This window comes from Streptomyces sp. B21-083 (genome assembly GCF_036898825.1).
GTDB lineage: Bacteria > Actinomycetota > Actinomycetes > Streptomycetales > Streptomycetaceae > Streptomyces.
On sequence record NZ_JARUND010000002.1, the window covers coordinates 1,827,058 to 1,852,856 of the forward strand.

At 68.7% G+C, this 25,799-nt stretch carries 26 protein-coding genes; 7 read left to right on the plus strand and 19 right to left on the minus strand.

Going from position 1 to position 25,799, the window contains the following annotated elements:
• Positions 1-106 precede the first annotated feature (106 nt).
• The 10 genes from tatC to QA861_RS32335 form a co-directional block, all read right to left on the minus strand.
• On the minus strand, positions 107-1,066 hold the full coding sequence (gene tatC, locus QA861_RS32290) for a twin-arginine translocase subunit TatC (protein WP_334592179.1): 960 nt from the start codon (positions 1,064-1,066) through the stop codon (positions 107-109).
• 53 nt (positions 1,067-1,119) lie between these two features.
• Positions 1,120-1,404: a Sec-independent protein translocase subunit TatA gene (gene tatA / locus QA861_RS32295; RefSeq protein WP_334592180.1), complete on the minus strand. Its 285-nt coding sequence runs from the start codon at positions 1,402-1,404 to the stop codon at positions 1,120-1,122.
• A gap of 256 nt (positions 1,405-1,660) precedes the next feature.
• Positions 1,661-1,855, minus strand: coding sequence for a hypothetical protein (locus QA861_RS32300; RefSeq protein WP_006379812.1), 195 nt, complete (start codon positions 1,853-1,855; stop codon positions 1,661-1,663).
• Positions 1,856-1,904: 49 nt separating this feature from the next.
• Complete coding sequence (locus QA861_RS32305) at positions 1,905-2,198, minus strand: hypothetical protein (protein WP_334592181.1); 294 nt, start codon at positions 2,196-2,198, stop codon at positions 1,905-1,907.
• Positions 2,195-3,262: a helix-turn-helix transcriptional regulator gene (locus QA861_RS32310; protein ID WP_334592182.1), complete on the minus strand. Its 1,068-nt coding sequence runs from the start codon at positions 3,260-3,262 to the stop codon at positions 2,195-2,197. Before QA861_RS32310 ends, QA861_RS32305 begins: the two co-directional genes overlap by 4 nt.
• 16 nt (positions 3,263-3,278) lie before the next feature.
• A complete protein-coding gene (locus tag QA861_RS32315) occupies positions 3,279-4,232 on the minus strand; it encodes a helix-turn-helix transcriptional regulator (RefSeq protein ID WP_334592183.1) in 954 nt (317 codons plus the stop codon).
• Positions 4,233-4,433: 201 nt separating this feature from the next.
• On the minus strand, positions 4,434-4,805 hold the full coding sequence (locus QA861_RS32320) for an FKBP-type peptidyl-prolyl cis-trans isomerase (protein ID WP_319094111.1): 372 nt from the start codon (positions 4,803-4,805) through the stop codon (positions 4,434-4,436).
• 56 nt (positions 4,806-4,861) lie between these two features.
• A complete protein-coding gene (locus tag QA861_RS32325) occupies positions 4,862-5,845 on the minus strand; it encodes an FKBP-type peptidyl-prolyl cis-trans isomerase (protein WP_334592185.1) in 984 nt (327 codons plus the stop codon).
• Positions 5,846-6,042: 197 nt separating this feature from the next.
• Positions 6,043-7,404 (minus strand): Pup--protein ligase, encoded by a 1,362-nt coding sequence (pafA, locus tag QA861_RS32330; RefSeq protein WP_006379815.1) that lies wholly within the window; start codon positions 7,402-7,404, stop codon positions 6,043-6,045.
• Between the two features lie 9 nt (positions 7,405-7,413).
• Positions 7,414-8,673, minus strand: coding sequence for an MFS transporter (locus QA861_RS32335; RefSeq protein WP_334592186.1), 1,260 nt, complete (start codon positions 8,671-8,673; stop codon positions 7,414-7,416).
• A 108-nt stretch (positions 8,674-8,781) separates the two neighbouring features.
• On the opposite strand from QA861_RS32335, the gene QA861_RS32340 reads away from it, so the two are divergent.
• Positions 8,782-9,801: a LacI family DNA-binding transcriptional regulator gene (locus QA861_RS32340; protein WP_334592187.1), complete on the plus strand. Its 1,020-nt coding sequence runs from the start codon at positions 8,782-8,784 to the stop codon at positions 9,799-9,801.
• A gap of 75 nt (positions 9,802-9,876) precedes the next feature.
• Here QA861_RS32340 and prcA read toward each other — a convergent pair whose 3' ends face one another.
• The 6 genes from prcA to arc form a co-directional block, all read right to left on the minus strand.
• Positions 9,877-10,620: a proteasome subunit alpha gene (prcA, locus tag QA861_RS32345; RefSeq protein ID WP_006379810.1), complete on the minus strand. Its 744-nt coding sequence runs from the start codon at positions 10,618-10,620 to the stop codon at positions 9,877-9,879.
• A gap of 90 nt (positions 10,621-10,710) precedes the next feature.
• Positions 10,711-11,556 carry a proteasome subunit beta gene (gene prcB / locus QA861_RS32350; RefSeq protein WP_334592188.1) on the minus strand — a complete coding sequence of 282 codons (846 nt, stop codon included), beginning with the start codon at positions 11,554-11,556 and terminating at the stop codon, positions 10,711-10,713.
• A complete protein-coding gene (locus tag QA861_RS32355; protein WP_334592189.1) occupies positions 11,508-12,101 on the minus strand; it encodes an endonuclease VII domain-containing protein in 594 nt (197 codons plus the stop codon). The genes prcB and QA861_RS32355 overlap by 49 nt, the downstream gene beginning before the upstream one ends.
• Positions 12,102-12,134: 33 nt before the next feature.
• Positions 12,135-12,350 carry a ubiquitin-like protein Pup gene (locus QA861_RS32360; RefSeq protein ID WP_006379817.1) on the minus strand — a complete coding sequence of 72 codons (216 nt, stop codon included), beginning with the start codon at positions 12,348-12,350 and terminating at the stop codon, positions 12,135-12,137.
• A gap of 155 nt (positions 12,351-12,505) precedes the next feature.
• On the minus strand, positions 12,506-14,017 hold the full coding sequence (gene dop / locus QA861_RS32365; protein WP_006379823.1) for a depupylase/deamidase Dop: 1,512 nt from the start codon (positions 14,015-14,017) through the stop codon (positions 12,506-12,508).
• A 234-nt stretch (positions 14,018-14,251) separates the two neighbouring features.
• Positions 14,252-16,018: a proteasome ATPase gene (gene arc / locus QA861_RS32370; protein ID WP_334592190.1), complete on the minus strand. Its 1,767-nt coding sequence runs from the start codon at positions 16,016-16,018 to the stop codon at positions 14,252-14,254.
• 253 nt (positions 16,019-16,271) lie between these two features.
• On the opposite strand from arc, the gene QA861_RS32375 reads away from it, so the two are divergent.
• The gene (locus QA861_RS32375; RefSeq protein ID WP_334592191.1) at positions 16,272-16,577 is read left to right on the plus strand and encodes a ferredoxin; all 306 of its coding nucleotides are present in this window, start codon (positions 16,272-16,274) and stop codon (positions 16,575-16,577) included.
• Between the two features lie 76 nt (positions 16,578-16,653).
• Here QA861_RS32375 and QA861_RS32380 read toward each other — a convergent pair whose 3' ends face one another.
• The gene (locus tag QA861_RS32380; RefSeq protein WP_334592192.1) at positions 16,654-17,229 is read right to left on the minus strand and encodes a hypothetical protein; all 576 of its coding nucleotides are present in this window, start codon (positions 17,227-17,229) and stop codon (positions 16,654-16,656) included.
• Between the two features lie 195 nt (positions 17,230-17,424).
• Complete coding sequence (locus QA861_RS32385) at positions 17,425-18,327, minus strand: tRNA (adenine-N1)-methyltransferase (protein ID WP_334592193.1); 903 nt, start codon at positions 18,325-18,327, stop codon at positions 17,425-17,427.
• Between the two features lie 195 nt (positions 18,328-18,522).
• On the opposite strand from QA861_RS32385, the gene QA861_RS32390 reads away from it, so the two are divergent.
• The 3 genes from QA861_RS32390 to QA861_RS32400 all read left to right on the plus strand — a co-directional run bounded on the left by QA861_RS32390 (position 18,523) and on the right by QA861_RS32400 (position 22,490).
• Positions 18,523-19,971 (plus strand): glycosyltransferase family 2 protein, encoded by a 1,449-nt coding sequence (locus QA861_RS32390; protein ID WP_334592194.1) that lies wholly within the window; start codon positions 18,523-18,525, stop codon positions 19,969-19,971.
• Between the two features lie 111 nt (positions 19,972-20,082).
• Positions 20,083-21,117 (plus strand): glycoside hydrolase family 113, encoded by a 1,035-nt coding sequence (locus tag QA861_RS32395; protein ID WP_334592195.1) that lies wholly within the window; start codon positions 20,083-20,085, stop codon positions 21,115-21,117.
• On the plus strand, positions 21,114-22,490 hold the full coding sequence (locus QA861_RS32400; protein WP_334592196.1) for an acyltransferase family protein: 1,377 nt from the start codon (positions 21,114-21,116) through the stop codon (positions 22,488-22,490). Before QA861_RS32395 ends, QA861_RS32400 begins: the two co-directional genes overlap by 4 nt.
• A gap of 11 nt (positions 22,491-22,501) precedes the next feature.
• Here QA861_RS32400 and QA861_RS32405 read toward each other — a convergent pair whose 3' ends face one another.
• A complete protein-coding gene (locus tag QA861_RS32405; RefSeq protein ID WP_334592197.1) occupies positions 22,502-23,959 on the minus strand; it encodes a site-2 protease family protein in 1,458 nt (485 codons plus the stop codon).
• A gap of 179 nt (positions 23,960-24,138) precedes the next feature.
• On the opposite strand from QA861_RS32405, the gene QA861_RS32410 reads away from it, so the two are divergent.
• A complete protein-coding gene (locus tag QA861_RS32410) occupies positions 24,139-25,017 on the plus strand; it encodes a RecB family exonuclease (protein WP_334592198.1) in 879 nt (292 codons plus the stop codon).
• Between the two features lie 105 nt (positions 25,018-25,122).
• Entirely contained in the window at positions 25,123-25,794 is a 672-nt protein-coding gene (locus QA861_RS32415; RefSeq protein WP_006375930.1) for a response regulator, read from the plus strand.
• The last annotated feature ends 5 nt before the right edge of the window (positions 25,795-25,799 follow it).

Consider the following 25,799-nt stretch of genomic DNA (forward strand, 5'->3'; position numbering starts at 1 on the left):
ATGCCTGGGAAGCCCACAATCCGCGCAGCTCAGGCAATACGGAAGCGGCCGGGGCGCCCGGGTGGGCGCCCCGGCCGCTTCCGCGTCGGGACGGTGAGAGGGTGCGTCAGGTCACGTCGTCGTAGCCGTTGACCCGTTCCGTGCCCGTCTGTTCGGGCAGGGCACGGCTGGCGGAGACGGTCTCGATCTCGCCGATGTCCTCGGGGGTGAGGTCCAGGTCGGAGGCCTCGTCGTCATCGGGGCCCGCCTCGTCGCGCCGGCGTTTGCGCCGGTCGTTCGTCAGCGAGAAGGCCACGGCGCCGAAGTACAGGAGCCAGATCGGTCCGGCGAGCGCCAGCATCGTCAGCGGGTCCGTACTGGGTGTCGCGAGCGCCGCGAACACCGTGATACCCATGATCATGCCGCGCCACCAGCCGGCCATCTTCTTGCCGGAGAGGATCCCGGTGAGGTTGAGCATGATCAGCAGCAGCGGCAGTTCGAACGAGAGACCGAAGACCAGCACCATGCGCGTGACGAGGTCGAGCAGGTCGTCCAGCGGCAGCAGGTTGTCGACACCGAACGGCGTGAACTCGATCAGTACCTTCGCGGTGGTGGGAAGCACCCGGTAGGCGAAGTAGGCGCCGCCGAGGAACAGCGGAACGCCGGATGCGACGAACGCGTACGCGTACTTCTTCTCGCCCTTGTGCAGGCCCGGGGCGACGAATGCCCAGAGCTGGTAGAGCCAGACCGGGGAGGCGAGCACGACACCGGCCATGAGCGACACCTTCAGCGCGAGCGTGAAGGGCGCGAGCAGGCCGTTGATCGTGATCTTCGCGCAGGGGTTGGCGTTCTGGGTCTGCTGCTTCGCCAGCTCCGAGAAGGAGGACGGACAGCCGACCGAGTCGAGCACCGGCTTCGTGAAGAAGTTGATGATGTCGTTGTAGAAGAAGGCGGCCACGATCGTGACGATCACGATGGCCAGCATGGCCTTCGCGACCCGGTTGCGGAGCTCGCGGAGGTGCTCCACGAGGGGCATCCGCCCCTCGGGATCCCTCTCCTTCTCCTTGTTGCGGGCAGACTTGAGCAACCCACGTCCTCATCTCGTGCGGCAGGCCGGAGGCATCCGGCCCTGCGTCAGCGTCAGCGCTTGGTCGTGTCCGTGGGCTCGGTGACCGGGCGCGAGCTCGTCACGTCCCCAGGGGAGGCCTGGATGGTGCGCTGCACCGGGGGCTGCTCGTCGGTGTGCGGCGGGCCGGCGGGGGCGGTTTCCTGACCCTCCGACTTCATCGCCTTGGCCTCGCTCTTCAGGATGCGCGCGGACTTGCCGAGCGAGCGCGCCATGTCCGGAAGCTTCTTCGCGCCGAACAGCAGGATGATGACGACGAGGATGAGAATGATCTCGGGAGCTCCGAGCCTTCCGAACATTTCTTTACCTTCTCACCGAGGCGGCTGGGTGGGGGTGCTGTCCGATCGTTCGGACAGGTGTCCGACCGTCGTGTTCACAGCGATCGTAACTCTCGGGGGTAAACCTGAGGCAATCCCTGTGCGTACTCCCGGTATGCGGTCCGGGCCTCGTTTTCCGGTCCGCGCCAGCAGCGTACCTTCCGCCACCGACAGGGTGACAGGGCGAAGTCGCCCAAAACACATCAACCCACGGAGTCACAGGAGAGCCGCCAGGCACTCACAGCGCGTCCACGGAGCGTGCTGTGTGCACGGCGGCCCGTTCCAGATCCTCCGCGGCCCGGTTGATGCGCCGGGCGGAGTCCGTGACCTGCCTTCCCAGGCGCTGCGCCTCCAGGAAGACCCGGACGGCGAGCACCCCGAGAACGGCGAGACCCAGGAACCCCACGGCGATCGCGAACATCGGCCAGAACATGGCCCGAGCCTAGCCCCTCACCGGGTCCTGGCCGCGGGCCCCCGGGGCCTCAGGACGGCGTGGCCAGCCGCAGTGTCCTGACCCCGCCCCCGGTGAGCAGCTCGACGACCCGTTCACCGGCCGGTTTGCGCACGGTCACGTCGCAGTCGGGGCAGGTGAAGGAGTAGAAGGTGGTGCGGCTGGTGGCGCCGATGGCCAGACGCAGCGAGCCCGCGGTGAGCTCGAAGTTGCCTCGGCAGTCCGGGCAGGCGGCGCGGAACACGACGGGGGCCACTCTCGTCATTCCCGCGAAGGCCGAAGCCACGGTCATGTCCCGCACACCTGACATCGGAGACTCGCTCAACGCTCCTGCTCCCGTCTGTCGTACAGCCCGTCCTGAACCCCCTGCGCCCCGGTAGCGGGCGACGCCGTCCCGAGGGCTGCCTGCGGGGCGTCGTACGCCCCCAGCGCCTCCTGGGCCGCCTGCCGGGCACTGTCCGCGAGGTCCTGCGGCGAGACGATGCGCCCGTCGCGGCCGAGCCGCAGTGCCAGGCGCCGCAGTGACGCCGGATCGGGGGTACGCAGAGTGATACGCAGCCCGCCGTCGGGAAGCTCATCGGCGCTGTCGTGCGGGTAGTACTCGGCGACCCAGCGCCCGCCGGGCCCGACGTCGACGACCACCTCGGGATCCTCGGCGGCGGGCTGCACCAGGCCCTCCGACAGGTCCCGAAGCTCTATCTCGGGCGGGGCGGCCGGCTCGTCCAGGATCCGGATCTCGGCGACCCGGTCGAGGCGGAAGGTGCGGCGCGCCTCGGAGCGCCGGCACCAGGCCTCCACATACGTGTGCCCGACGCTGACCAGCCGGATCGGGTCGATCTCCCGCTCGGTCAGCTCGTCGCGCGCGGGCGAGTAGTAGCGGATCCACAGGCGGCGGCGCTCGGAGATCGCCCGGTCGACGTCCGCGAAGACCCCGCCCTCCGACTCGAAGGTCACCGACAGTCGTGCGCTGGCCCCGGCGGCCTCACCGGCCGCCGTCTCCACCTTGGCGGTGGCCCGCAGCAGCGCCTGCCGGTCGCCCTCGCGCAGCCCGGGCAGGGTGGACACCGCGCGGGCGGCGACCAGCAGCGCGGTCGCCTCGTCGGCGGCCAGCCTGAGCGGTTCGGCGGCCTCCTCCCCGAGGGCCGCGGGGTTGTGCCACCAGATCCGCTCGCCGTCGGTGTCGATGTCGAGCAGGTCTCCACCGCGGAAGCTGGTGCCGCACATGGGCAGCACGTCCAGGTCCGAGACCAGCTCGTCCTCGGTGATCCCGAACGCGCGTGCCACGTCGCCGACGCGCGCGCCGGGCCGCTCGCGCAGATACGTCACCAGGGACAGCATCCGCCGTGTCTGGTCGATGGCGTTCACTGGCCTGGCCGGTTTGCCTGCCACTTGCTTGTGCTCCCCCTCAGCCCTTGGCCACGGCGCGCAGCCGGTCCACCACTTCGGCACGCAGCTCGGCCGGATCGAGGACCACCACGTCCGGCCCGAACTCCACCAGCCAGGCGTCCAGCCCGTGCCCGTACGGAATCTCCAACTCGTCCCAGCCGTCGCCGAGTTCCCGTACCCGGGACGCTTTCGCCCGAAGGGGGTAGCCGGCGCCCGTCCGCAGCCGGATCAGGGCGGAACGGTCGGCACTCTCCCCCGCCCAGCTGGCGACGGTCTCGCGGACCGTGACGACGTCGGGCACCTCGGCGGTGAACTTCGCACTCCGGCTGCGGACCTTGCCGGTGATCCGAGACAGCCTGAACACGCGTTCGGCACCCCGGTCGCGGTCCCAGCCCGCCAGGTACCAGTGACCACGCCAGCACTCCAGTGCCCACGGCTCCACCTGACGGGGCTCCGGGCGGGCGGCGGTGGCCTTGCGGTAGTCGAAGGCCACCGGGCGACGGTCCCGGCAGGCCAGCATCAGCGGCTCGAAGGCCGCCTCATGCACCGGAATACGCGGTTCCAGGGCGCCATGGGTCTCGTAGGGGTCGACGTCCTCGGGCAGACCGGCCGCACGCAGCTTCTGCAGCGCGCCACTGGCCGCACCGGCGAGACGGGCCTGCTGCCAGACCTTCGCGGCCAGACCCAGGGCGGCGGCCTCCTCGGCGTCGAGGGTGATGGGCGGCAGCCGGTTGCTGTCACGGCCGGCGCGGTAGCCGACCTCGCCGTCGAGGTTCTCCACCGTCTCGATGACCAGCCCGAGTTCGCGCAGATCGTCCTTGTCCCGTTCGAACATCCGGTTGAAGGAGTCATCGCTGCCCGCTTCGAGATAGGCCTCGATGGAGTCACGCAGCTCGCGCTTGCTGAGCGGCCGGCGCGTCCCGAGCAGACACAGCGCCAGGTTCATCAGCCGCTCCGCCTTGGCAATGGCCATCGACGCCCTTCGTCTTCCCTATGGTGCTTACGACGGATGACCGTACCGCTCCGAAGTGGCGCGGCAAAAGCCGAGGGCCCATGCCCGGACAGGCATGGACCCTGGATGATCGACTTCGGTCAGACCCCGTACCTGCTTCATACGACGATCCGACCTGATTCCGATCCCGTTCGACCGTCGTACCACGATCGGACCGGACGGTCAGACCGCGATCAGGTCCACCACGAAGATCAGTGTCTCGCCGGGCTTGATCGCCGGCGTGGGGCTCTGGTTGCCGTAGGCGAGGTGGGCCGGGATGGTCAGCTCACGACGGCCACCGACCTTCATGCCCTGCACACCGAGGTCCCAGCCCTTGATGACCCGGCCCCCGCCCAGCGGGAACTTGAACGCACTGCCACGGTTCCAGCTGGCGTCGAACTCCTCGCCCGTGCTGAAGGAAACTCCCACGTAGTGGACGGTGACGTTCTGACCCGCCACCGCTTCGGCGCCGTCGCCCTCCCAGATGTCCTTGATCTGAAGGTCCGCCGGCGGCTCACCCTCGGGGAAGTCGATCTCGGGCTTCTCGATGCTCACTTCATCTCTCCTTGTTGCGTGACCTGCGTCGGGAACAGTCTCACAGACGAACGCGGTCAGACGGCGCCAAGGATGTCCACAACGAAGACCAGCGTGTTCTTGGCCAGCTCACTGTCGGGGCTCGCGCCGTAACCGAGGGAGGGCGGAATCACCAGGAGCACCCGGTCGCCCACGTTCTTGCCGACGAGTCCCTTGTCCCAGCCTGCCACCACCGAGCCGGTGCCGATCTGGAAGGCGGTGGCGCCACCGTGGTCCCAGGAGGAGTCGAATTTCTTCCCGTCCTCCCACTTGACCCCGGTGTACTGGGCGACGAGCCCCTGCCCGGCCTCGACCTTCTTGCCGCTGCCCTTGATCAGCACCTGCTGCTCAAGGGCTTTGGGAGCCTTGGCTCCCTTGGGGATGGTGATGACCGCCGCCTTCTGCGACGGGGCCTCGACCTTGGGCAGGCCCGCCTCGGAGGCCGCCTGCTCGCCCTTGGCCTCGGCCTTGGCGTCGATGGTGCCGGCACCGACCGCGTCGACCACCCAGATCAGCACGTCCGTCGCGGCGAGCCCGGCGGAAGTGTTCAGGTTCTGGCCGATCAGGTCACCCGCGGTGCCCTGCACCAGGATCCGGCTGCCGGGCTTCTCGCCCTTCACCGCGTTGAGGACCTTCTCGGGCAACTGCTGGCTCTGCTTGCCGATCTGCTCGACGGACTGCCGTCGGGCCGTCGCGCCGTCTGCCGCAGCGGCCCAGGTGCCACCGAGTTCCTCAGTGCCACCCCACTTCTCGACGGTCCAGTCCAGCCGGACGAAGTCGGAGGCCTTGATCGGACTTCCACTGCCCTCCGAAACCGTCTTGACCACGGTCTTCCCAGCCGGCTTGTCGCCCTTTGGCACCGAGATCTCGGGCTTCTCCCCGACCTTCCCCTTGACCTCAGCGACGCCGCCCACCACCGCCTCGTCCTTCTTCTTATCGTCCGATCCGCACGCGGCGGCGGTGAACAAAAGGGCGGGAACGGCCAGCAGCGCGACCATGCGTCGTTTCGTGTTGTAGTTCATCAGTCCAACTGGGATCGGGGGCGGGGACAATGGCCGCCACTCTACGACCTACGCACCCCCGGCACGGAGCGGCACAGGACACGCCGTCGAACTGCACACGGTCAAGGCAGCGCGAGGAAACGCCGGCGCCCGGAGGCACGAACGCCTCCGGGCACCGGGATCCCACACTGTTTGCGCACCGGCCGACCGACACCCGGTCACATTCCGGCGATCAGCTTCTCCACCCGCTCGTCCACCGAACGGAACGGGTCCTTGCACAACACCGTGCGCTGCGCCTGGTCGTTGAGCTTCAGATGCACCCAGTCGACCGTGAAATCACGGCGCTGTTCCTGCGCACGCCGGATGAAGTCACCGCGCAGCCGCGCCCGAGTGGTCTGCGGCGGAACCGACTTGCCCTCGAAGATCTTCAGGTCGTTGCAGATCCGGGCGGCCTGGTTCTTCCTCTCCAGCAGGTAGTAAAGACCCCGCCTGCGATGGATGTCGTGATAGGCGAGGTCTATCTGAGCGACGCGCGGATGCGACATCGTCATGTTGTGCTTGGCCCGGTACCGCTCGATGAGCTGGTACTTCATCACCCAGTCGATCTCGGTACCGATCCGGTCCAGATCCTCGGCCTCGATCGAGTCGAGCACCCGGCCCCACAGCTCCAGCACCTGCGCGACCGTGCCCGTGCGGATACCCCGCCGGTCGACGAAGTCCACGGCCTTGTCGTAGTACTCGCGCTGCACATCCAGCGCCGAGGCCTCCCGGCCGCTGGCCAGCCGCACCTTGCGACGGCCCGTGATGTCGTGACTGACCTCGCGGATCGCCCGGATCGGGTTCTCCAGAGTCAGGTCCCGCATCACCGTGCCCGCCTCGATCATGCGCAGCACGAGGTCGGTGGCACCGACCTTCAGAAGCATCGTCGTCTCGGACATGTTCGAGTCCCCGACGATGACATGCAGCCGACGGTAACGCTCGGCGTCCGCGTGCGGTTCGTCACGCGTGTTGATGATCGGCCGGGACCTGGTCGTCGCCGAGGAAACGCCCTCCCAGATGTGCTCCGCCCGCTGACTCACGCAGTACACGGCACCGCGCGGCGTCTGCAGCACCTTGCCCGCACCGCACAGAAGCTGGCGGGTGACGAGGAACGGAATGAGGATGTCCGCGAGCCGGGAGAACTCCCCGTGCCGGGCCACCAGATAGTTCTCGTGGCAACCGTACGAGTTGCCCGCCGAGTCCGTGTTGTTCTTGAAGAGGTAGACGTCGCCCGCGATTCCTTCCTCGTGCAGGCGTCGTTCGGCGTCCACCAGGAGTCCTTCGAGAATGCGCTCGCCGGCCTTGTCGTGCGTGACGAGTTCCGTCAAGTCGTCACATTCCGGTGTCGCGTATTCCGGATGTGATCCCACGTCAAGATAGAGGCGTGCGCCGTTTCGCAGAAAGACATTGCTGCTACGGCCCCATGACACGACACGGCGGAAGAGGTACCGAGCCACCTCGTCGGGAGACAGACGCCGCTGTCCCCTGAACGTACACGTGACGCCGTACTCGTTCTCCAGCCCGAAAATGCGGCGGTCCATGACTGAACATTACGCCCGATCACCCGAGCTGAAACGGGTTCCGGCAGCACGGTTCGGATCATTTTCCGATGAGACCGCAACAACCGCGCCCTCCAAAGGAGCCGCCAGCACCCGCCCGGTGACCAGCAGAACCAGCAACGACACGGCCCCGGCGCCCCCCGGCACGACGAACCCCCACAGCGTTCCGCCCCACTCGACGACCGGCCCCGCAAGGCCCGTTCCCAGGGACGCGCCCACGGTGAACGTCGTCACAAGCCAGGAGAAAGCCTCGGTGACCGTCCCCCGCGGAGCGTGCCGGTCCACCAGCACGAACACACACGCGAGAGCCGGCGCCAGGAACACCCCCGCGAGCACCATCAGCGCCGTCATCGCGACCGCTCCCGGCATCAGCGTCAACGGCAGATAACACACCGCCAGCAACCCCACCAGCACCGTCAACCGCCGCTCCGCCGGCCCACTCCACTGCCGCGCCCCGTACACCGTCCCGCCCAGCAGCGCACCCAGACCGACGGCCGCCATCAGCCAGCCGTACACCGTGTCCCCGCCGTGGTCGTCCGCGTACGACACCGACGCGACCGTGATCGACCCCAGTGCGACCCCCACGAACAGGAACGCCCCCAGCATCACCAGCAGCCCCGGCGACCGCAGCGCTCCCAGCCAGTGGGCCGCACGCGGCGCCGAACGCCAGTCCCGTGAAGGCGGCGACAGCACCACGGACAGCGCCCCCAGGACCCCGATCACGTTCAGCACCAGCAGCGCGGCCTGCGCCGACCACAGCGACGCGCACAGCGTCACCAGCAACGGCCCCACCGTGAACATGACTTCCTGCGCCACCGCGTCCATCGCGTACGCCGTGTGCACCTGGTCCTCCTTACGGAGGACAGAGGGCCACAGCGCCCGCAGACCGCCCTCCAACGGAGGCGTGAAAAGCCCGGCGACCACCACGGTGACATACGCGAGCGGCAGCGGATCGGTGCCCGCGAACGCGAACGCCCCCATACCGAACGCCGATACGAGCGCGGCCGACAACTGGATCCGCGGCTGCCCGTACAGGTCGACCAGCCGGCCCAGCAGCGGCTGCCCCACCGCGTTCGCCACGCCGTACGCCGCCGCGAGCCCGCCGGCGAGGCTGTAGGTGCCGCCCCCGGCCCGGACGAACAGCACGATCGCGATCGCCGCCGTGGCGTTCGGCAACCGCCCCACCAGGGTGCCCACGAGCAGCCGCACCGCATGCCGCGCCCTGAGGATCTCCAGGTATCCCGCCGCCATGACCAGCCCTTCCCGTCACCCGCGACGCCGGAAGTTGTACGTATAACGTCGCCCGTCATACGTACCATGTGCCCAGTCCGCACGTCCACACGAAGGAGCAGGCCCCCGGTGGCACGAGGCAGCACCCGACCCACCAGCCGCGACGTCGCCCGGGCCGCCGGCGTCTCCCAGGCCGCCGTCTCCCTCGTCCTCGGCGACAAATGGCGAGGCCGCGTCTCCGAGACCACCGCCGAACGCGTCCGCACCGCCGCCCGCGACCTCGGCTACCGCCCCAACCTCGCCGCCCGCAACCTACGCCTCGGCCACACCCGCACCGTCCTCCTCGTCGTCCCCGTCCTCACCACCGAGTTCTTCGCCGGCGTCTACACCGGAGCCGCCCGCGTCGCCGCCGAACACGGCTTCGGCGTCGTCCTCTACCCCTCCCCCGAAGGCATCGGCCCGGCCAGAGACCCCTTCCACTCCGCCCAGGCCGCCCTCGACGGCGTCATCGCCTCCTCCATGGCCGCCGACGCCCTCACCGCCATCCGCGGCGACCAACTCCCCCTCGTCATGCTCGACAGCGACCCCCACGGCAGCCTCGGCGCCGCCACCGTCAACCTCGACATCGCCGACGGCGTCCGCCAGGTAGCCGACCACCTCCTCACCCTCGGCCACCGCCACTTCCTCCACCTCGCGGCCGACATCCCCTCCTGGACCTTCGCCGTACGCGCCCACGAACTCGCCACACGCCTCGCCGACGTCCCCGGCACCGGCCTGCGCACCATCCACGCCCCCATCACCATCGAAGGCGCCCAACAGGCCACCACGGCCGCCCTCACCGGCCCCGGCCCCCACCCCACCGCCCTCGTCTGCGACGACGACAAACTCGCCACCGGCGCCTACAAAGCCATCCGCCGCCTCGGCCTGCGCATTCCCGACGACCTCTCCGTCACCGGCCTCGACGACCTCGCCCTCGCCACCGCCATCGACCCCGAACTCACCACCGTCCGACTCGACGCCGAACTCTTCGGCGAACGCGGCATGCAAGCCCTCCTCGCCGTCCTCGACGGCCGCACCCCCACCCAGGGCGACATCCCCGTCCAACTCGTCGTACGAGGCTCCACAGCGCCGCCCCGCAGCCACCCCTGAACCCCCGCCAACGCCCGCACCCCGGCGCCAGAGGCAACCGGGGTGCGCGTGCAGGACAAGAAAAACAAACAGCGGCTACTCGTCCTCCTCCGCGGCGCTCTCCGCCTCCGTAGCCGCCCCGCCCGCCTCCAGCAGACGCCCCAGCTGACGACCGACGATCCGCTTGAACTTCCGCTTCTGAGGCCGCGTACGGTCCAGCACCGCCACCTCCAGCCGCTCCGCCGGAATCTCCCGCTCGGTACCGTTCGTATCGCGCGACAGCGCCTGAACCGCCAGCTTCAGCGCCTCGGCCAAGGACATACCGTCCTGATGACGCTGATCCAGATACGTGCTGATCTGCTCGGCATTACCACCGACCGCCACCGAACCGTGCTCATCGACGATCGACCCGTCATGAGGAAGCCGGTAGATCTGGTCACCGTCCGGAGTCTCACCGACCTCCGCGACAACCAGCTCCACCTCGTACGGCTTCTCCGCCGCCGAAGAGAAGATCGTGCCCAACGTCTGCGCGTACACGTTCGCCAGACCACGAGCCGTCACATCGGCACGGTCGTACGTGTACCCACGCATATCGGCATACCGCACACCGCCGATCCGCAGGTTCTCGTACTCGTTGTACTTACCGGCAGCCGCGAAGCCGATCCGGTCATAGATCTCGCTGAACTTGTGCAGCGCACGGGACGGGTTCTCGCCGACGAACACGATGCCATCGGCATACTGCAGCACAACCAGGCTGCGACCACGCGCGATGCCCTTCCGGGCGTACTCCGCCCGGTCGGCCATCGCCTGCTGGGGTGAGACATAGAACGGCGTCGACACCGGATTGACCGTCCCTTCCTGTCGAATCTGTCGAAGTCACTGGACCACCTGAACAACGAGAGGCACTACAAGCCTCCGCACTCCAACAGCTCAGAGCAGCGCGGCACGCGGACCGTCGGGCTGCTCCAGACGCCGCTCCAGAATCGAACGGGCGATCTCGGCGGACTCCTCGTCCGTCAGCCTGCGGAAACCGTCCTCGGTGATCACCGTGACAATCGGGTAGATCCGCCGCGCGACATCCGGACCACCGGTCGCCGAATCGTCGTCCGCCGCGTCGTACAACGCCTGAATCACCAGCGTCGTCGCATCCGACTCGCTCAACTCACGGCTGTACAGCTTCTTCATCGCAGAACGCGCGAAGATCGACCCCGACCCCGTCGCCGCGTAACCGTGCTCCTCGGAACGCCCACCCGTCACGTCGTACGAGAAGATGCGCCCCTTACCGCGGTCCACGTCGAACCCGGCGAACAGCGGCACGACAGCAAGCCCCTGCATCGCCATACCGAGATTCGAACGAATCATGGTCGACAGCCGGTTCGCCTTGCCTTCGAGCGAGAGCTGCGCACCTTCCACCTTCTCGAAGTGCTCCAGCTCCAGCTGGAACAGCTTCACCATCTCGACGGCGAGACCCGCGGTGCCGGCGATCCCGACCGCCGAGTACTCGTCCGCCGGGAACACCTTCTCGATGTCCCGCTGCGCGATGACGTTCCCCATGGTCGCTCGCCGGTCACCGGCGAGCACGACACCACCCGGGAAGGTGGCAGCCACGATGGTCGTGCCGTGCGGGGCCTCGATCGCGCCCTGAGTGGGCGGCAGTTGCCGCTTGCCCGGGAGCATCTCCGGCTGATGGTCCGACAGAAAGTCCATGAAGGACGACGACCCAGGCGTCAGGAAGGCAGCTGGTAGACGCCCGGTGCTACGAGTGTTGGCTTCCATGGAGTTCCTTCCAGGTAAGCGGCAGCCCGACGAACAGCGTCGGGATCGTCTCCCAACTTGCCGATGGCCGAATTGCAGTTGAAGCACAGTACGCCCCGGACCCTACCCGTCTCGTGGCAGTGATCCACATGAACGGCAGGAGCTTTCAGGCAGATCACGCAGAGCCCCATCTGAGAGGCGACCATCGCGTCACGCTCGGCTTCGGTGAGGTTGTAGTTGCGCTTCAGCTGCCCAGCGCGCCCTTTAACCGCTCGACAAGCCCTGCAACTGGTCGAGAGTCCGTCGGAAGCTGTTGCGTTGCGATGCCACTCGCCGTGCGGCTTGATCTGCTCGCAACTGCGGCAGAACTTGTACCCCTCCGGCGTGTCCACACGGGGTCTGACATTCTTCCCTTTGGCCAGTTGGCGCGCCTGGTGATACTCCGCCCAGCATCCCCGGCAATACGCCTGCAGCCCGTCACGGGCGCTCTTGTTGCTGGCGAACGTTGCTCGCGGCTTGGTTTCCCGGCACCGCGAGCAACGCTTAACGCCATTTTCGGTATCCACGCCCCGAAGCCCCCGACTCCTTCGATTCGAAGGCTACTCGCCACCCTTCTGAACGAAACTACGAACGAAGTCCTCGGCATTCTCCTCGAGGACATCGTCAATCTCGTCAAGAACCGAGTCGACGTCGTCGCTCAGCTTCTCCTGGCGTTCCTTGAGGTCTTCGGATACCTGTGCCTCAGGTGCCTCCTCGACCTCCTCGGTGCTGCGCGTCGCCTTCTGCTGTCCGCCGCCGGTGTCCTTGGTCGCCATAACCCTCACCCCGCTCGGTTCGACGTTCTTGATCAGACCCTACAAGCAGGGTCCGACATTGGCCCCGCAGTTGCTACAACGTCCGGGAACCACCTCGATGATTCCCGGACGCCACACTTTCCACCCTGCCCGGCCGCTCCGGCCCCGAAGCCCGCTCAGTGGCCCGACAGGACCCTGACCAGGTCTTCTGCCGTGCGGCAGCGGTCAAGGAGCTCTTTCACGTGATTACGCGTTCCGCGAAGCGGCTCCAGGGTTGGGACCCGTTGGAGCGAGTCCCGGCCCGGCAGATCGAAGATCACCGAGTCCCAGGAGGCCGCGGCGACGTCGTCCGCGTACTGCTCAAGGCAGCGTCCGCGGAAGTAGGCGCGCGTGTCCTCCGGGGGCTTCGTGCGGGCCCTCTCGACCTCGTTCTCGTCCAGCAGGCGCTTGATGCGCCCACGGGCCACGAGGCGGTTGTAGAGGCCCTTCTCGGCCCGTACGTCGGCGTACTGGAGGTCGACCAGGTGCAGCCGGGCGGCGTCCCAGTCGAGGTCGTCGCGGCGCCGGTAGCCCTCCATGAGTTCTCGTTTGGCGACCCAGTCGAGCTCGCCGGCGAGGCTCATGGGGTTGTTCTCCAGACGGTTCAGGGTGTCTTCCCAGCGGGCCAGGACGTCCTTCGTCTGGTCGTCGGCGTCGGCCCCGAACCGCTCCTCGACGTACTTGCGCGAGAGCTCGAAGTACTCCATCTGGAGTTGTACGGCGGTCAGCTTGCGCCCGCTGCGGAGCGTGACCAGTCGCTTGAGTGTCGGGTCGTGCGAGACCTGGTGGAGGGTGCGTACGGGCTGGTCGACGGCCAGGTCGACAGCGATGAAGCCGTCCTCGATCATGGAGAGGACCAGGGCCGTCGTACCCAGTTTCAGGTACGTCGAGATCTCCGACAGGTTCGCGTCGCCGATGATCACGTGGAGGCGGCGGTACTTCTCCGCGTCCGCGTGCGGCTCGTCCCGGGTGTTGATGATCGGGCGCTTGAGAGTGGTCTCCAGGCCTACCTCGACCTCGAAGTAGTCCGCTCGCTGGCTGAGCTGGAAACCGTGTTCGTGGCCGTCCTGGCCGATGCCCACGCGGCCGGCGCCGGTGACGACCTGGCGGGAGACGAAGAAGGGCGTGAGGTGGCGCACGATGTCCGAGAAGGGGGTTTCCCGCTTCATCAGGTAGTTCTCGTGCGTGCCGTAGGACGCGCCCTTGTTGTCGGTGTTGTTCTTGTAGAGGTGGATCGGCTGGGCGCCGGGGAGCTGGGCGGCGCGTTCGGCCGCTTCGGCCATGATGCGTTCGCCGGCCTTGTCCCAGAGGACGGCGTCGCGGGGGTTGGTGACTTCGGGGGAGCTGTATTCGGGGTGTGCGTGGTCGACGTACAGCCGCGCGCCGTTGGTGAGGATGACGTTGGCCAGGCCGATGTCCTCGTCGGTGAGCTGGCTGGAGTCGGCGACCTCTCGGGCGAGGTCGAAGCCTCGCGCGTCGCGGAGCGGGTTCTCCTCCTCGAAGTCCCAGCGGGCCCGGCGGGCCCGGTGCATCGCCGCCGCGTAGGCGTTGACGATCTGGGACGAGGTGAGCATGGCATTGGCGTTCGGGTGGCCGGGGACGGAGATCCCGTACTCCGTCTCGATGCCCATTACTCGCCGTACGGTCATGCGGCCCTCCTTGCCCGGCGGTGTCCTCGGTCGGGGACGCCGCTCAAGTACCGGTGGTGCTCCGGTGCGTGTGCGGTGCCCGTCCCCGCACTGCGCGACCCGGCGGTACGAAAGAGCCTAGAACGCCTTTGCGCTGGTGGGGAGATCATTTGCGTCATTGCCTCGCTCCGGCTGTGGCCTGAAAAACAGTTGGCTGCGGGTACCCGGTGAGGGCACCCGCAGCCACCCCGTTTTTTACAGGTACTGACCGGTGTTGGCCACCGTGTCGATGGAGCGTCCGGTGTCCGCGCCCTGCTTGCCGGTGATAAGCGTACGGATGTACACGATCCGTTCGCCCTTCTTTCCGGAGATCCGGGCCCAGTCGTCGGGGTTGGTGGTGTTGGGGAGGTCCTCGTTCTCCTTGAACTCGTCCACGCATGCCTGGAGGAGGTGGGAGACGCGGATGCCCTTCTGCTTGTGGTCGAGGAAGTCCTTGATCGCCATCTTCTTGGCCCGGCCCACGATGTTCTCGATCATGGCGCCGGAGTTGAAGTCCTTGAAGTAGAGGACTTCCTTGTCACCGTTGGCGTAGGTGACCTCCAGGAAGCGGTTCTCCTCGGATTCCGTGTACATGTGTTCCACGGCTGTCTGGATCATGCTCTGGACCGTGGCCACCTTGTCGCCGCCGTGCTCCCCCACGTCCTCGGGGTGCAGTGGGAGGCGGTCGGTGAGGTACTTCTGGAAGATGTCCTTGGCCGATTCGGCGTCCGGACGTTCGATCTTGATCTTCACGTCGAGTCGGCCGGGGCGCAGGATGGCGGGGTCGATCATGTCCTCGCGGTTGGAGGCGCCGATCACGACCACGTTCTGCAGGCCTTCCACGCCGTCGATCTCGGCGAGGAGCTGGGGGACGATGGTGTTCTCCACGTCCGAGCTGACGCCGGATCCGCGGGTGCGGAAGAGGGATTCCATCTCGTCGAAGAAGACGATGACGGGGGTGCCCTCGCTGGCCTTCTCCCTGGCACGCTGGAAGACGAGGCGGATCTGCCGCTCGGTCTCGCCGACGTACTTGTTGAGGAGTTCGGGGCCCTTGATGTTGAGGAAGAAGCTCTTGCCCTGGGCCTGGCCGGTGACTTCGGCGACCTTTTTGGCCAGCGAGTTGGCGACGGCCTTGGCGATGAGCGTCTTTCCGCATCCGGGGGGCCCGTAGAGCAGGACGCCCTTGGGCGGCCTGAGTTCGTGCTCCTTGAAGAGGTCGGGGTGGAGGTACGGGAGTTCGACCGCGTCGCGGATCATTTCGATCTGGTTGCCCAGGCCGCCGATCTGCTCGTAGCCGATGTCGGGTACTTCTTCGAGGACGAGTTCCTCGACCTCGCTCTTCGGTACGACTTCGTAGACGTAGCCGGAGCGGGGTTCGAGCAGGAGAGCGTCGCCGGGGCGGATGACGACGTCCAGGAGGGGTTCGGCGAGCCGTACCACCCGTTCCTCGTCGGTGTGCCCCTGTACCAGGGCGCGCTCGCCGTCCTCAAGGATCTCCTTGAGGGTGACGATGTCGCCGACGCTCTCGTATTCCATGGCCTCGACCACGTTGAGAGCTTCGTTGAGCATCACTTCCTGGCCGCGTCGGAGCTCTTCGAGCTCGACGCTGGGGCTGACGTTCACGCGGAGTTTGCGGCCTCCGGTGAAGATGTCGGCCGTGCCGTCCTCGTTGGCCTCCAGGAAGACACCGAAGCCGGCCGGGGGCTGTGCGAGCCGGTCGACCTCCTCCTTGAGGGCCACGATCTGGTCGCGGGCCTCGCGGAGTGTGTTGGCGAGCCGCTCGTTCTGTGCGGACACGCCGGCCAGGTTGGTCTGCAGCTCGACGATCCGCTCTTCGAGAATCCTCGTGTGTCGCGGAGAGTCGGCGAGCTTGCGCCGCAGGACGGCGATCTCCTGCTCAAGGTAGGCAACCTGCCCGGACGGGTCTTCGGACCCTCGTCCCGGGCGGATGCCGCGGTTCATGTCGTCGTCGTGGGCTGCCACGGTCCTCACCTCCTCCAAGGGGAGCTGGACGCTTCCAGACCCTACCTGGGTGGGTGTCGATTGAAACCCCTAGATCACAAAGACTGTCGAGGTGTGTCCGATCTTCACCCTTGCGCTCTCCCTCACGCCAGGGGAATACCCACAGAACATGATTGGGAAGCGGCCGGAGGTAGGGTCGAAGTGTTCAACACCCGTCAGAGCTGGGCCGACTTGCCGTCGGATTGTCCCGCTCGGGACAGAAACGGCAGGAGACATGACCGTGCAGGAAGAGGCCGTCATCGGCGGTGAGGCGTTGGAGGTCTGGATCGATCAGGACCTGTGCACCGGGGACGGGATCTGTGTCCAGTACGCCCCCGAGGTCTTCGAGCTGGACATCGACGGGCTTGCGTATGTGAAGAGTCCCGGGGACGAGTTGCTGCAGGCCCCGGGGGCGACGACGCCGGTTCCGCTGCCGTTGCTGACGGATGTGGTGGACTCCGCGAAGGAGTGTCCGGGCGACTGTATTCACGTACGTCGAGTTTCGGACAGGGTCGAGGTTTTCGGCCCGGACGCGGAGTAATCGTCCAATCACTCCGTGCCACCGCTGGCTGAGATCCGTACGCTCGCCGCTGTCTGGTTTCTCACCTGTCGCGTGTTCACGCGCTCTGTGCGCCGGCGGGTGTCGAGCGGAGGAACGCGCCGTTCTTCCACTGCCACTTGGCGCGCTCGTCGACGTCGGGGCAGCAGCGGGGGACGTCGAGGGACGAGTAGCCGAGGAGCGTGGCGGTGACCGCGCCGTCGTGGACGGTGAGGTCGGTGACGGTGAGGCGGCTCTTGGGGTCGACGAGCGTCGCGACGAGGCGCGGCTGCTTCGCGTCGGCGGCCTGGGTGAGGACGTACACGCCGTTGGGCGGGGTCCCGGAGCCGGCGTCGCAGCGGACGGAGGCGACCGTTTCGGGCCTGCCGTCGCCGTCGAGGTCTCCGGTGGCCTTGTTCTGTACGAGGGTCGACAGCGGGCCGCACTGGAGGGGGAAGTCGACTCCGGTGGGGTCGGGCGGTGCCGCGCCCACGGCGGAACGTCCTGCGGGGCCGGCTGCCTGGGCCGCTGTGGCCGAGCCGGGTTGAAAGGCCGAGGAGAGGGCGACGACGCCGGCGAGGGCGGTGGCCGTCGCGAGCCAGTGGATGGGGCGGGTGTGCGTGTGTGCCAGTTCCGGGACGGCGGATTGCTGCACTCGGAGTGTCTCCCGTGGAGGGCTGTGCCGGTGGGGTGTCCCGCATAGTGCCACACGTCACAGTGCGGGGGAACGGCGGGGCGTGGGGTGTTCGGTGTCAGTGGTGGCGCCGTTGTCGCGTCAACGGGAAAGCGCTGTGGCCGAGTTCCCGGTGTGCTGCGGGAACTCGGCCACGGTGGCGTTGCGTTGTCGCGGTCAGCGGCCGTTGCCGCCGTCGGCGTTGGGACCGGAGTAGTCCTCGCCGTAGGAGCCCTTGGAGGGGCGGCGGCGGCGCACGGGGGGCTCGACGCCGTCGGCGAGGCGGCGGGCGGTGAGCAGGAAGCCGGTGTGGCCGATCATGCGGTGGTCGGGGCGGACGGCGAGGCCCTCGATGTGCCAGTTGCGGACCATCGACTCCCAGGCGCTCGGCTCGTTGAAGCAGCCGATCTCGCGGATGGACTCGACGGTCCGGGCGAGCTGGGTGGTGGTCGCCACGTAGCAGCAGACGATGCCGCCGGGGACGAGCGCCTTGGAGACGGCCTCCAGGCACTCCCAGGGGGCGAGCATGTCGAGGACGACGCGGTCGACCTCGGTGTCGCTGAGGTTGTCCTGGAGGTCGCCCACGGTGAGCTGCCAGGCGGGGTGGGGGCCGCCGAAGTAGCGCTCGACGTTCTGCTGGGCGATCTCGGCGAAGTCCTCGCGGCGCTCGTAGGAGTGCAGCATGCCCTGGTCGCCTACGGCGCGCAGCAGGAAGGTGCTGAGCGAGCCGGAGCCGACGCCCGCTTCGACGACGCGTGCGCCGGGGAAGATGTCGGCGAAGGCGAGGATCTGCCCCGCGTCCTTGGGGTAGACCACGGCGGCGCCGCGGGGCATGGACAGGACGTAGTCGGGGAGCAGGGGGCGCAGCGCGAGGTAGGCGACGTTTCCGGTGGTACGGACAACGCTGCCCTCGGGTGCGCCGATCAGCTCGTCGTGCGGGAAAGAACCCTTGTGGGTATGAAAGTTCTTTCCGGCTTCGAGCGTGAACGTGTAGTGGCGGCCCTTGGGGTCGGTCAGCTGAACCTGGTCCCCGACCTTGAAGGGCCCGCGCCTGCGGGCGGCACCGGTCGGTTCGGACATGTGAAGAGCCTACCGGTGTTGTCGGAGGCCGCCGACCATCGGGTCCGCGGTGCGGACCGGCTCCGGGGGTCCCGCTCTGTGACGGGAATCATCTTCACAAAATCTACAATCGGCGTGCATGGTTCCACTTAGTGCTTCCAGGGCTTTACGGTCCTTGGTGGTGAGTCAGGTCTTTACGTACACAAGTGGGTGATCATGACCGCCTCCGCTGACGGCGTCGACGTCTTTCCGTCCCGCCGCACCGCGCGGATGGTGAGGCGTCAGGCGGTCTGGCGGCCGGGCTTTCTGTCGTTCGTGGTCACCGCGGGCCTCGCCTACGCCTTCTCCTCCGCGCTGTACTCCTCCGCGCAGACGTTGATGGGCTGGGTGGTGACCGTCCTGTGGACACTGCCCGTGGTCAGTTCGCTCGTCGGCGTCGCCGGTGCCGTGCTGACCCGCCGCCGTATCGCCCGCCAGCGCGGCTGGGCCGAGGCCGAGCCGGCGCTGCGCGACCGGCTCGTCGTGCTGGTCCCGACCATCGGCCGCGACGACACCTACCCGGCGCTGGAGCGGTCGGTGCTGTCGTACTGCGCGTTCCTGCCGCGCTGGTTCCCCGCTCTGCGTGTCGACGTCCTGACGGAGGAGGGCTGCGAGGCCGCCGGCCGCATCGACGCGCTGGCCGCCCGTAGCCCCCTGATTCGCGTGGTGACTGTGCCGAAGGCCTATCGCACCGCCAATGGCACCCGTTTCAAGGCCCGTGCCAATCACTACGCCCACGAATTGCGTATCGCCGAGGGTGAGGCGCTGGACGATGTGTGGGTGCTGCACATGGACGACGACACGGGCGTCGGTCCGGACACCGCCGAGCAGGTCGCGCGTTTCATCAACGCCCAGCGCCGCGCCGGTCCGGAGGGCAAGCACCTGGCGCAGGGCATGCTGACGTATCCGCGGGAGAACGCGGTCAACCGTCTTACGTGGCTGGCCGACGCGATCCGTCCCGCCGACGACATCGCGCGCTTCGCCGTTCTCACCGGCGGTGGTACTCCGCTGGCCGGGCTGCACGGCGAGCTGCTGCTGCTCCGCGCGTCCGTCGAGGCGACGATCGGCTGGGACTTCGGTCCGGACTCCATCTGCGAGGACGCTCATCTTGCTCTGGTCTTCGCGAGCCGTTACAAGGGGCGCAGCGACTGGTTCTCCGGCCGTAGTTACGGCGCGTCCCCGGCGACCATGCGGGACTTCCTCAAGCAGCGGGAGCGCTGGTCCTGGGGGCTGGTGGGTCTGGCCTTCAACCGTAGTCTGCCGCGCCGTTCCAGGGCGTTGCTGATGTACAGCGTGACGACGTGGGTCATGGGGCCCTTCCAGCATGTCGGTGTCGTCCTGGCGGTCGGCGCGCTGCTCGGCGACCTCAACACCTCGCCTGTCACGCCGTGGATCCTGCCTCTGTGGGCGGTGACCATGGGTTACGCGGTGTGGATGTACTGGGAGGGTCTCAAGATCAACGCGTCGGTGTCGGCCAACGGCCGGCGGCTGTGGTGGGAGCCGGTCGCGGTGGTCGCCCTGATGCCGTTCTTCGCGCTGTGGGAGGCGGTCGGTTCCTTCCGGGGGTTGCTGCGGTGTCTGCGCGGTGTGGAGAACCAGTTCGTCGTGATAGCGAAGCCGGCCTGAGGGATGCGTACACGTCTTCGAGGCTCTCGTGGCCTCGCCCTCCCGGCCCTTCTGTCTCTCGTACCCCTTCTGTTGGCGGCCGGGTGTGTCTCTCCCGGCGGCGGTGCCCCCGTGCCGCGCGCGGAGTCCGCATCGGCGTCCGCTGTCGGTGACCCGGCGCCGGCGCGGGCCGCCCGGCCCTGGCGGCGCGGGGACCCGCAGCTCGGCGCGCAGGTGCTCTGGTACACCTACCCGGGCGAAACGGACCGGTCCGTGCGCGGCAACGCGCTGCGCCTCGTGAACTACATGGTCGGCAAGCACATGAACGCGGTCTCGGTGACGTTTCCCTTCGCGACGTCCGGCCCGACGTCGAGCGGGGTCGGCGCTTCGGCCAGGACCCCGTCCGTACGGCATCTGGGGATGCTCATGGACACGGCGGCGGCGGCCGGGCTGCGCATCACGCTGCGTCCGCTGCTCGACGAGCAGAGCCTGGTGGCCCGGGATCCGCTGGCCTGGCGCGGCTCGCTCGCCCCTGCCGACAGGGCCGCCTGGTTCCGTTCGTACGGGGCGTTCCTCGCGCCGTATCTCGGCCTCGCGGCCCGCCATCACGCCAGTACCTTCGTCGTCGGGACGGAGCTGACGTCGTTGGAGGACGACCCGCGCTGGCGTTCGCTGATCGCCACGGCACGCGGGTCGTTCCCCGGTGAACTGTCCTACGACGCCAACTGGGACGACTACGTCTCCCGGCATGTCCCCGTCCCCGTCGACCACCTGGGGGTCGACGCGTACTTCCCGCTCCCCCGGCTCGGCGACGACGCGTCCGTGGCGGAGATCGCCGACGGCTGGCAGCGCTGGCTGGACCGCAAGAGCACCGGGAAACTGCCCCGGGTCGTCCTGAGCGAGGTCGGGATCATCGCGGAGGACGGCGCCTATCGTCACCCGGCGGTCTGGAAGGGCGGGGGGAAGCTCAACCCCACGGTGCAGCGACGCTGGTTCGAGGCGGCCTGCCGGGTCGCCCGGGACCGGGACATGGCCGGCCTGTACTGGTGGAACCTCGACTTCCACGCCGACCCCGCGGCCGGCGCTCCCGCCGCCTCCCACACGTCGTTCCTCGGCCGTCCCGCCGAGGCCGTCATCGCCTCCTGCTTCCGGACCTGGCCACGATGAACGAAGAGCTCTACGACCCTCAGCCGCCCCACCCTGCCGCGTCGTCGCGGTACGAGACCGGTGCCCGGCCGGGTGACCCCGGAGGTTTCCCGTTCGCCGATCGGACCCAGTACGCGACGGCGGGAGGGTTCGCTGATCGGCGTCCGGTCACATGGCCGGCGTTCGGCGTCGAGGGAGGACCGGTCGCGTTCGGGGGGCCGGTCGGCGGTGGTCACGCCGCTGACGTCGCCCGGTTCCCTGTGCTGCTCGCCGACACCGGGCCCGGAGCCGCCCCGGGCCCGGTGTCGGGGCGGGGCCTGGAGGGAGAGGCGAGTGGGCGGCGGTTCTTGGCCGTGGACGGTCTGCGGGGAGCGGCTGTGCTGGCGGTGCTGGCGCATGACACCGGCGTGGGCGGGCCGTACTTCACCTGGACCGGTGCGGGCGTCGACGTCCTGCTGGTGCTGACGGGGTTTCTCGCCACCCTGCCCCTGCTCCGCGGGGCGACGGCTACCGGTGGGACAGGTGTCGCCGGTTTCCTGGTCCGTCGGGCGAAACGGTTGGTCCCCGCTCTGCTGGTGGTGGCCGCCCTGATCCTCACGGTGTGGTGGACGCTGGGTTCCGCGCGCGCGGTCCTCGATCCGGCTGGACCGCTGGGTCACGGCAGCTGGGCGCGGTGGCTGCGCGGGCGGCCCCTGGGTGTCGTCCCCACGGTGGACTCGCCGCTCGCTCCGCTGCGGGGGTGGGACCTCGTCGTGGGTTCCGCGACGGCGTGGGCGCTTCTGCTGGCGTGCCTGGGTCTCCTGGCCCGGCGCAGGCTCGCACCGGTGGCGCTGGTCGCCGCACTGCTCGCCGGGGTGTGGGCCACCGCTTCGGTGAGCGGGGCGCTGCCCGGGGCCGGCGGGCTCACCGGGGTGCGGTCACTGGCTCTGGCTGCCGGTGCCGTTGCCGCCTGCCTCGTACACCTGGCCGAGCGCGGTGGCCGTGCGGTGTCCCGACCGGTCGGCGTGCTGCTGACGGTGACCGGCCTCGCCGCGGCGACGGCCCTGGCGGTGTCGGCCGTCCTGCGCGGCGGAGGGCAGAGCGAGACGCGGTACGTGGTCGCGGTCGTGCTGAGCGCCGCTGTGCTGACGGCGGTGCTCTGCGGTGGCCGGGGCCTTCTGGTGCGGCTGCTGTCGGGGGAGTTGGTCACGGAGGTCGGGCGGATGTCGTACAGCCTCTTCCTGCTGCACCTCCCCGTGTACTGGCTGCTGGAGCGCGGCCAGCCCGGTCTCGGTCCTCTCGGGCTGTTCCTGGTCGGGGGCGGGGTGACCTGGTTCCTGTCGCTGCTCGTCCACTACCTGCTCGTCGAGCGTCTGGCCGCCCGTTCGTGGCGTCGCGGGCGGTCGGCCCGCTGAGCCTGCGGGCTCTAGTTCGGGCGGGCCATCGCCTTGACGAAGGCGCGTTCCACGTCGGCCGCGGAGAGGACTCCGTAGATCTCGCCGGACTCCTCGACCACCAGGTACTCGGAGGCGGGGGAGGCGCGCAGGGCGTCGAGGAGTTCCTCGCCGGAGAGTTCCGCGGAGACCCGCATGCCGTCGGTGAGGTCCTGGGCGAGGCCGCTGACGGAGACCCAGGGGCGACGGTGTTCGGGTACGCCGACGATGGCGGCCTCGCGGACGAGGGAGAGGGGTTCTCCGTCGGGGTCGACGACGACGAGGGCGCGGGCGCCGGCGTCGTTGGCGCGGCGCAGGGCCTCCGACAGAGGGGTATTGGTCTCGACGGGGACGGCGCGGCGGGTGAGGTTGCGGGCGCGCAGCTCCGGGAGGTGTTCGCGCAGGCGGGCCATACGGAGACTGTTGCCGGCGCCGGTCCAGATGATCGCGGCGAGGATGGCGGCGAGCAGGGCGTCGGTGACGGTGTCCATGCCGACGCTGTCCTCGGCGGTGGAGCCGAGGGCGCCGGACTGGGTGAGCAGCGGGAGTCCGATGAGGACGGAGACGGCGAGGGCGCGGCCGACCCAGGCGGCGGCGATCGTACCGGTCATGGGCCGGCCGGTGATCTTCCAGACGACGGCGCGGAGCATACGGCCGCCGTCGAGGGGCAGGCCGGGCAGGAGGTTGAAGGCGGCCACGATGAGGTTGGAGATCATCAGGCCGGCCAGCAGGACGCCGGGGACGGTGCCGGGTTCGACGGTCTGGAGGGCGAGGTAGAAGACGCCCGCGAGGATCAGGGAGAGAAGTGGGCCGACGAAGGCGAGGACGAATTCACGGCCGGGGGTCTCCGACTCCTTCTCGATCTCGGAGACGCCGCCGAAGAACTGGAGCTGGATGCGCCGTACGGGGAGTTTGAAACGGAGGGCGGCGACGGTGTGGGCGAGTTCGTGGACGAGGACGGAGGCGTAGAAGGCGACCGCGAAGAAGAGGGAGACGAGGTAGCGCAGGGCGCCGAGTTCGGGCAGTACGCGGTCGAGCTGGCCGCCGAAGACCCAGGTGATGAGGGCGGCGACGAGGAACCAGCTGGGGGCGACGTAGACGGGTACGCCGAAGGGGCGTCCCATGAGGAGTCCGCCGCCGGGTTCCTTGGGTTTGCGGGGGGCGCGGGACTTGCCGAGGCGGGGAGTGGGGCCGGTTCGGCCCGGAGTGTCGGCGGGCGCGTCCGGTTCCGGGGCTTCCGGGGCGGCCGGTTCGCCGTTGTCGGTGGGCTCGTCGGGTCGCGTGGGCTCCGCGTCGGGTTTGTCGGGTTCGGCGGTCTCCGCGACTCTGGTGTCGGCCGTCCTGGGTTCGGGGTGTGTGGGGTCGGTGGTCGGCGCCGTGCCACCGGTGTGGCGGTCGGTCGACTGGTCGTTGCCGGAGCGCGGCTGTCCGCTCCCGCCGCTCTCGTCCACGGTGTCCCCTTGTCGAATGCGTCTCCCTTTTCCGCTCCGGGGCGGAAGGGCCTCGGGTCGATGGTATGCGGCCTTCGCGGCGGGTTCCGCCCCGGCACCCCCCGTGTTCGCCGGGCTGTCACGGTGGGGGGGCGGCGGCGGGTGGGTCACTGTCAGTGGCGGGCCGTATGGTCGTCGTCATGGAAATGAGCACCGAGGGCGCCGCCGAGTCCGTCTCGTCGGTCGTGCTGCCCTCCGCGCCGGCGTCGTTGTCGCCCTCGCGGGCCAGCGACTTCATGCAGTGTCCGTTGCTGTACCGGTTCCGGGTGATCGACCGGTTGCCGGAGAAGCCGAGCGAGGCCGCGACGAGAGGCACGCTGGTGCACGCGGTGCTTGAGCGGCTGTTCGACGCGCCGGCGGCGGAGCGGACGGCGCCGCAGGCGAAGTCGTTGATCCCGGGTCAGTGGGACCGGCTGCGGGAGTCGCGGCCGGAAGTGGTGGAGCTGTTCGCGGACGATCCGGACGGTGAGCGGCTGGCGCGGTGGCTGGGTGAGGCGGAGAGCCTGGTGGAGCGCTGGTTCGGGCTGGAGGATCCGACCCGGCTGGAGCCGGCCGAGCGTGAGCTGTTCGTCGAGACGGAGCTGGATTCCGGGCTGAAGCTGCGCGGGATCATCGACCGGGTCGATGTGACGCCCACGGGCGAGGTACGGATCGTCGACTACAAGACGGGAAAGGCGCCGCGTCCGGAGTACGCGGAGGGTGCGCTGTTCCAGATGAAGTTCTACGCGCTGGTCGTGTGGCGGTTGAAGAACGTGGTGCCGCGGCGGCTGCAGCTGGTGTATCTCGGCAGTGGTGATGTGCTGACGTACGACCCGGTGCCGGCCGATCTGGAGCGGGTGGAGCGGAAGCTGCTGGCGTTGTGGGAGGCGATCCGGGAGGCGACGGCGACGGGGGTGTGGCGGCCCCGGCCGACGAAGCTGTGCGGTTGGTGTGATCACCAGTCCGTGTGTCCGGAGTTCGGGGGGACTCCCCCGCCTTATCCGTTGCCGGTGCGGGTGGCTCCGCCGGATGCGCCGTAGTCGCCTGCGGGGCCGGTGGGGGTTGCTCACGCAGTTCCCCGCGCCCCTTTCGGGGCGCGTTGCCGCACAGGGCAGAATGGGGGCGGACTAGCGAAGGAGACTTACGTGGCCATCCGCGTCCTACTTGTCGACGACCAGCCGCTGCTGCGTACCGGGTTCCGGATGATTCTGGAGGCCGAGCAGGACATCGCGGTCGTCGGTGAGGCCGGAGACGGTCTTCAGGCGATCGACCAGGTGCGGGCCCTGCAGCCCGATGTGGTGCTGATGGACATCCGTATGCCGCGGATGGACGGTGTGGAGGCGACCCGGCAGATCACCGGGCCTGGGCGGGACGGGCCGGCGAAGGTGCTGGTGCTGACGACCTTCGATCTCGACGAGTACGTGGTGGAGGCGTTGCGGGCCGGTGCCAGCGGCTTCCTCTTGAAGGACGCGCCGGCGAACGAGCTGGTGCAGGCGATCCGGGTGGTGGCCTCGGGTGAGGCGATGCTCGCGCCCAGCATCACCCGTCGGCTCCTGGACAAGTACGCGGGGCATCTGCCGTCGGGTGACGAGCCGGTGCCGGACGCGCTGCACACGCTGACCGAGCGTGAGGTCGAGGTGCTGAAGCTGGTGGCGCGGGGCTTGTCGAACGCGGAGGTCGCCGCTGATCTCTTCGTCAGTGAGACGACGGTCAAGACGCATGTCGGGCATGTCCTGACCAAGCTGGGGCTGCGCGACCGGGTACAGGCCGCGGTGTACGCGTACGAGAGCGGGCTGGTGCGTCCCGGCGCGCAGTAGCGGGA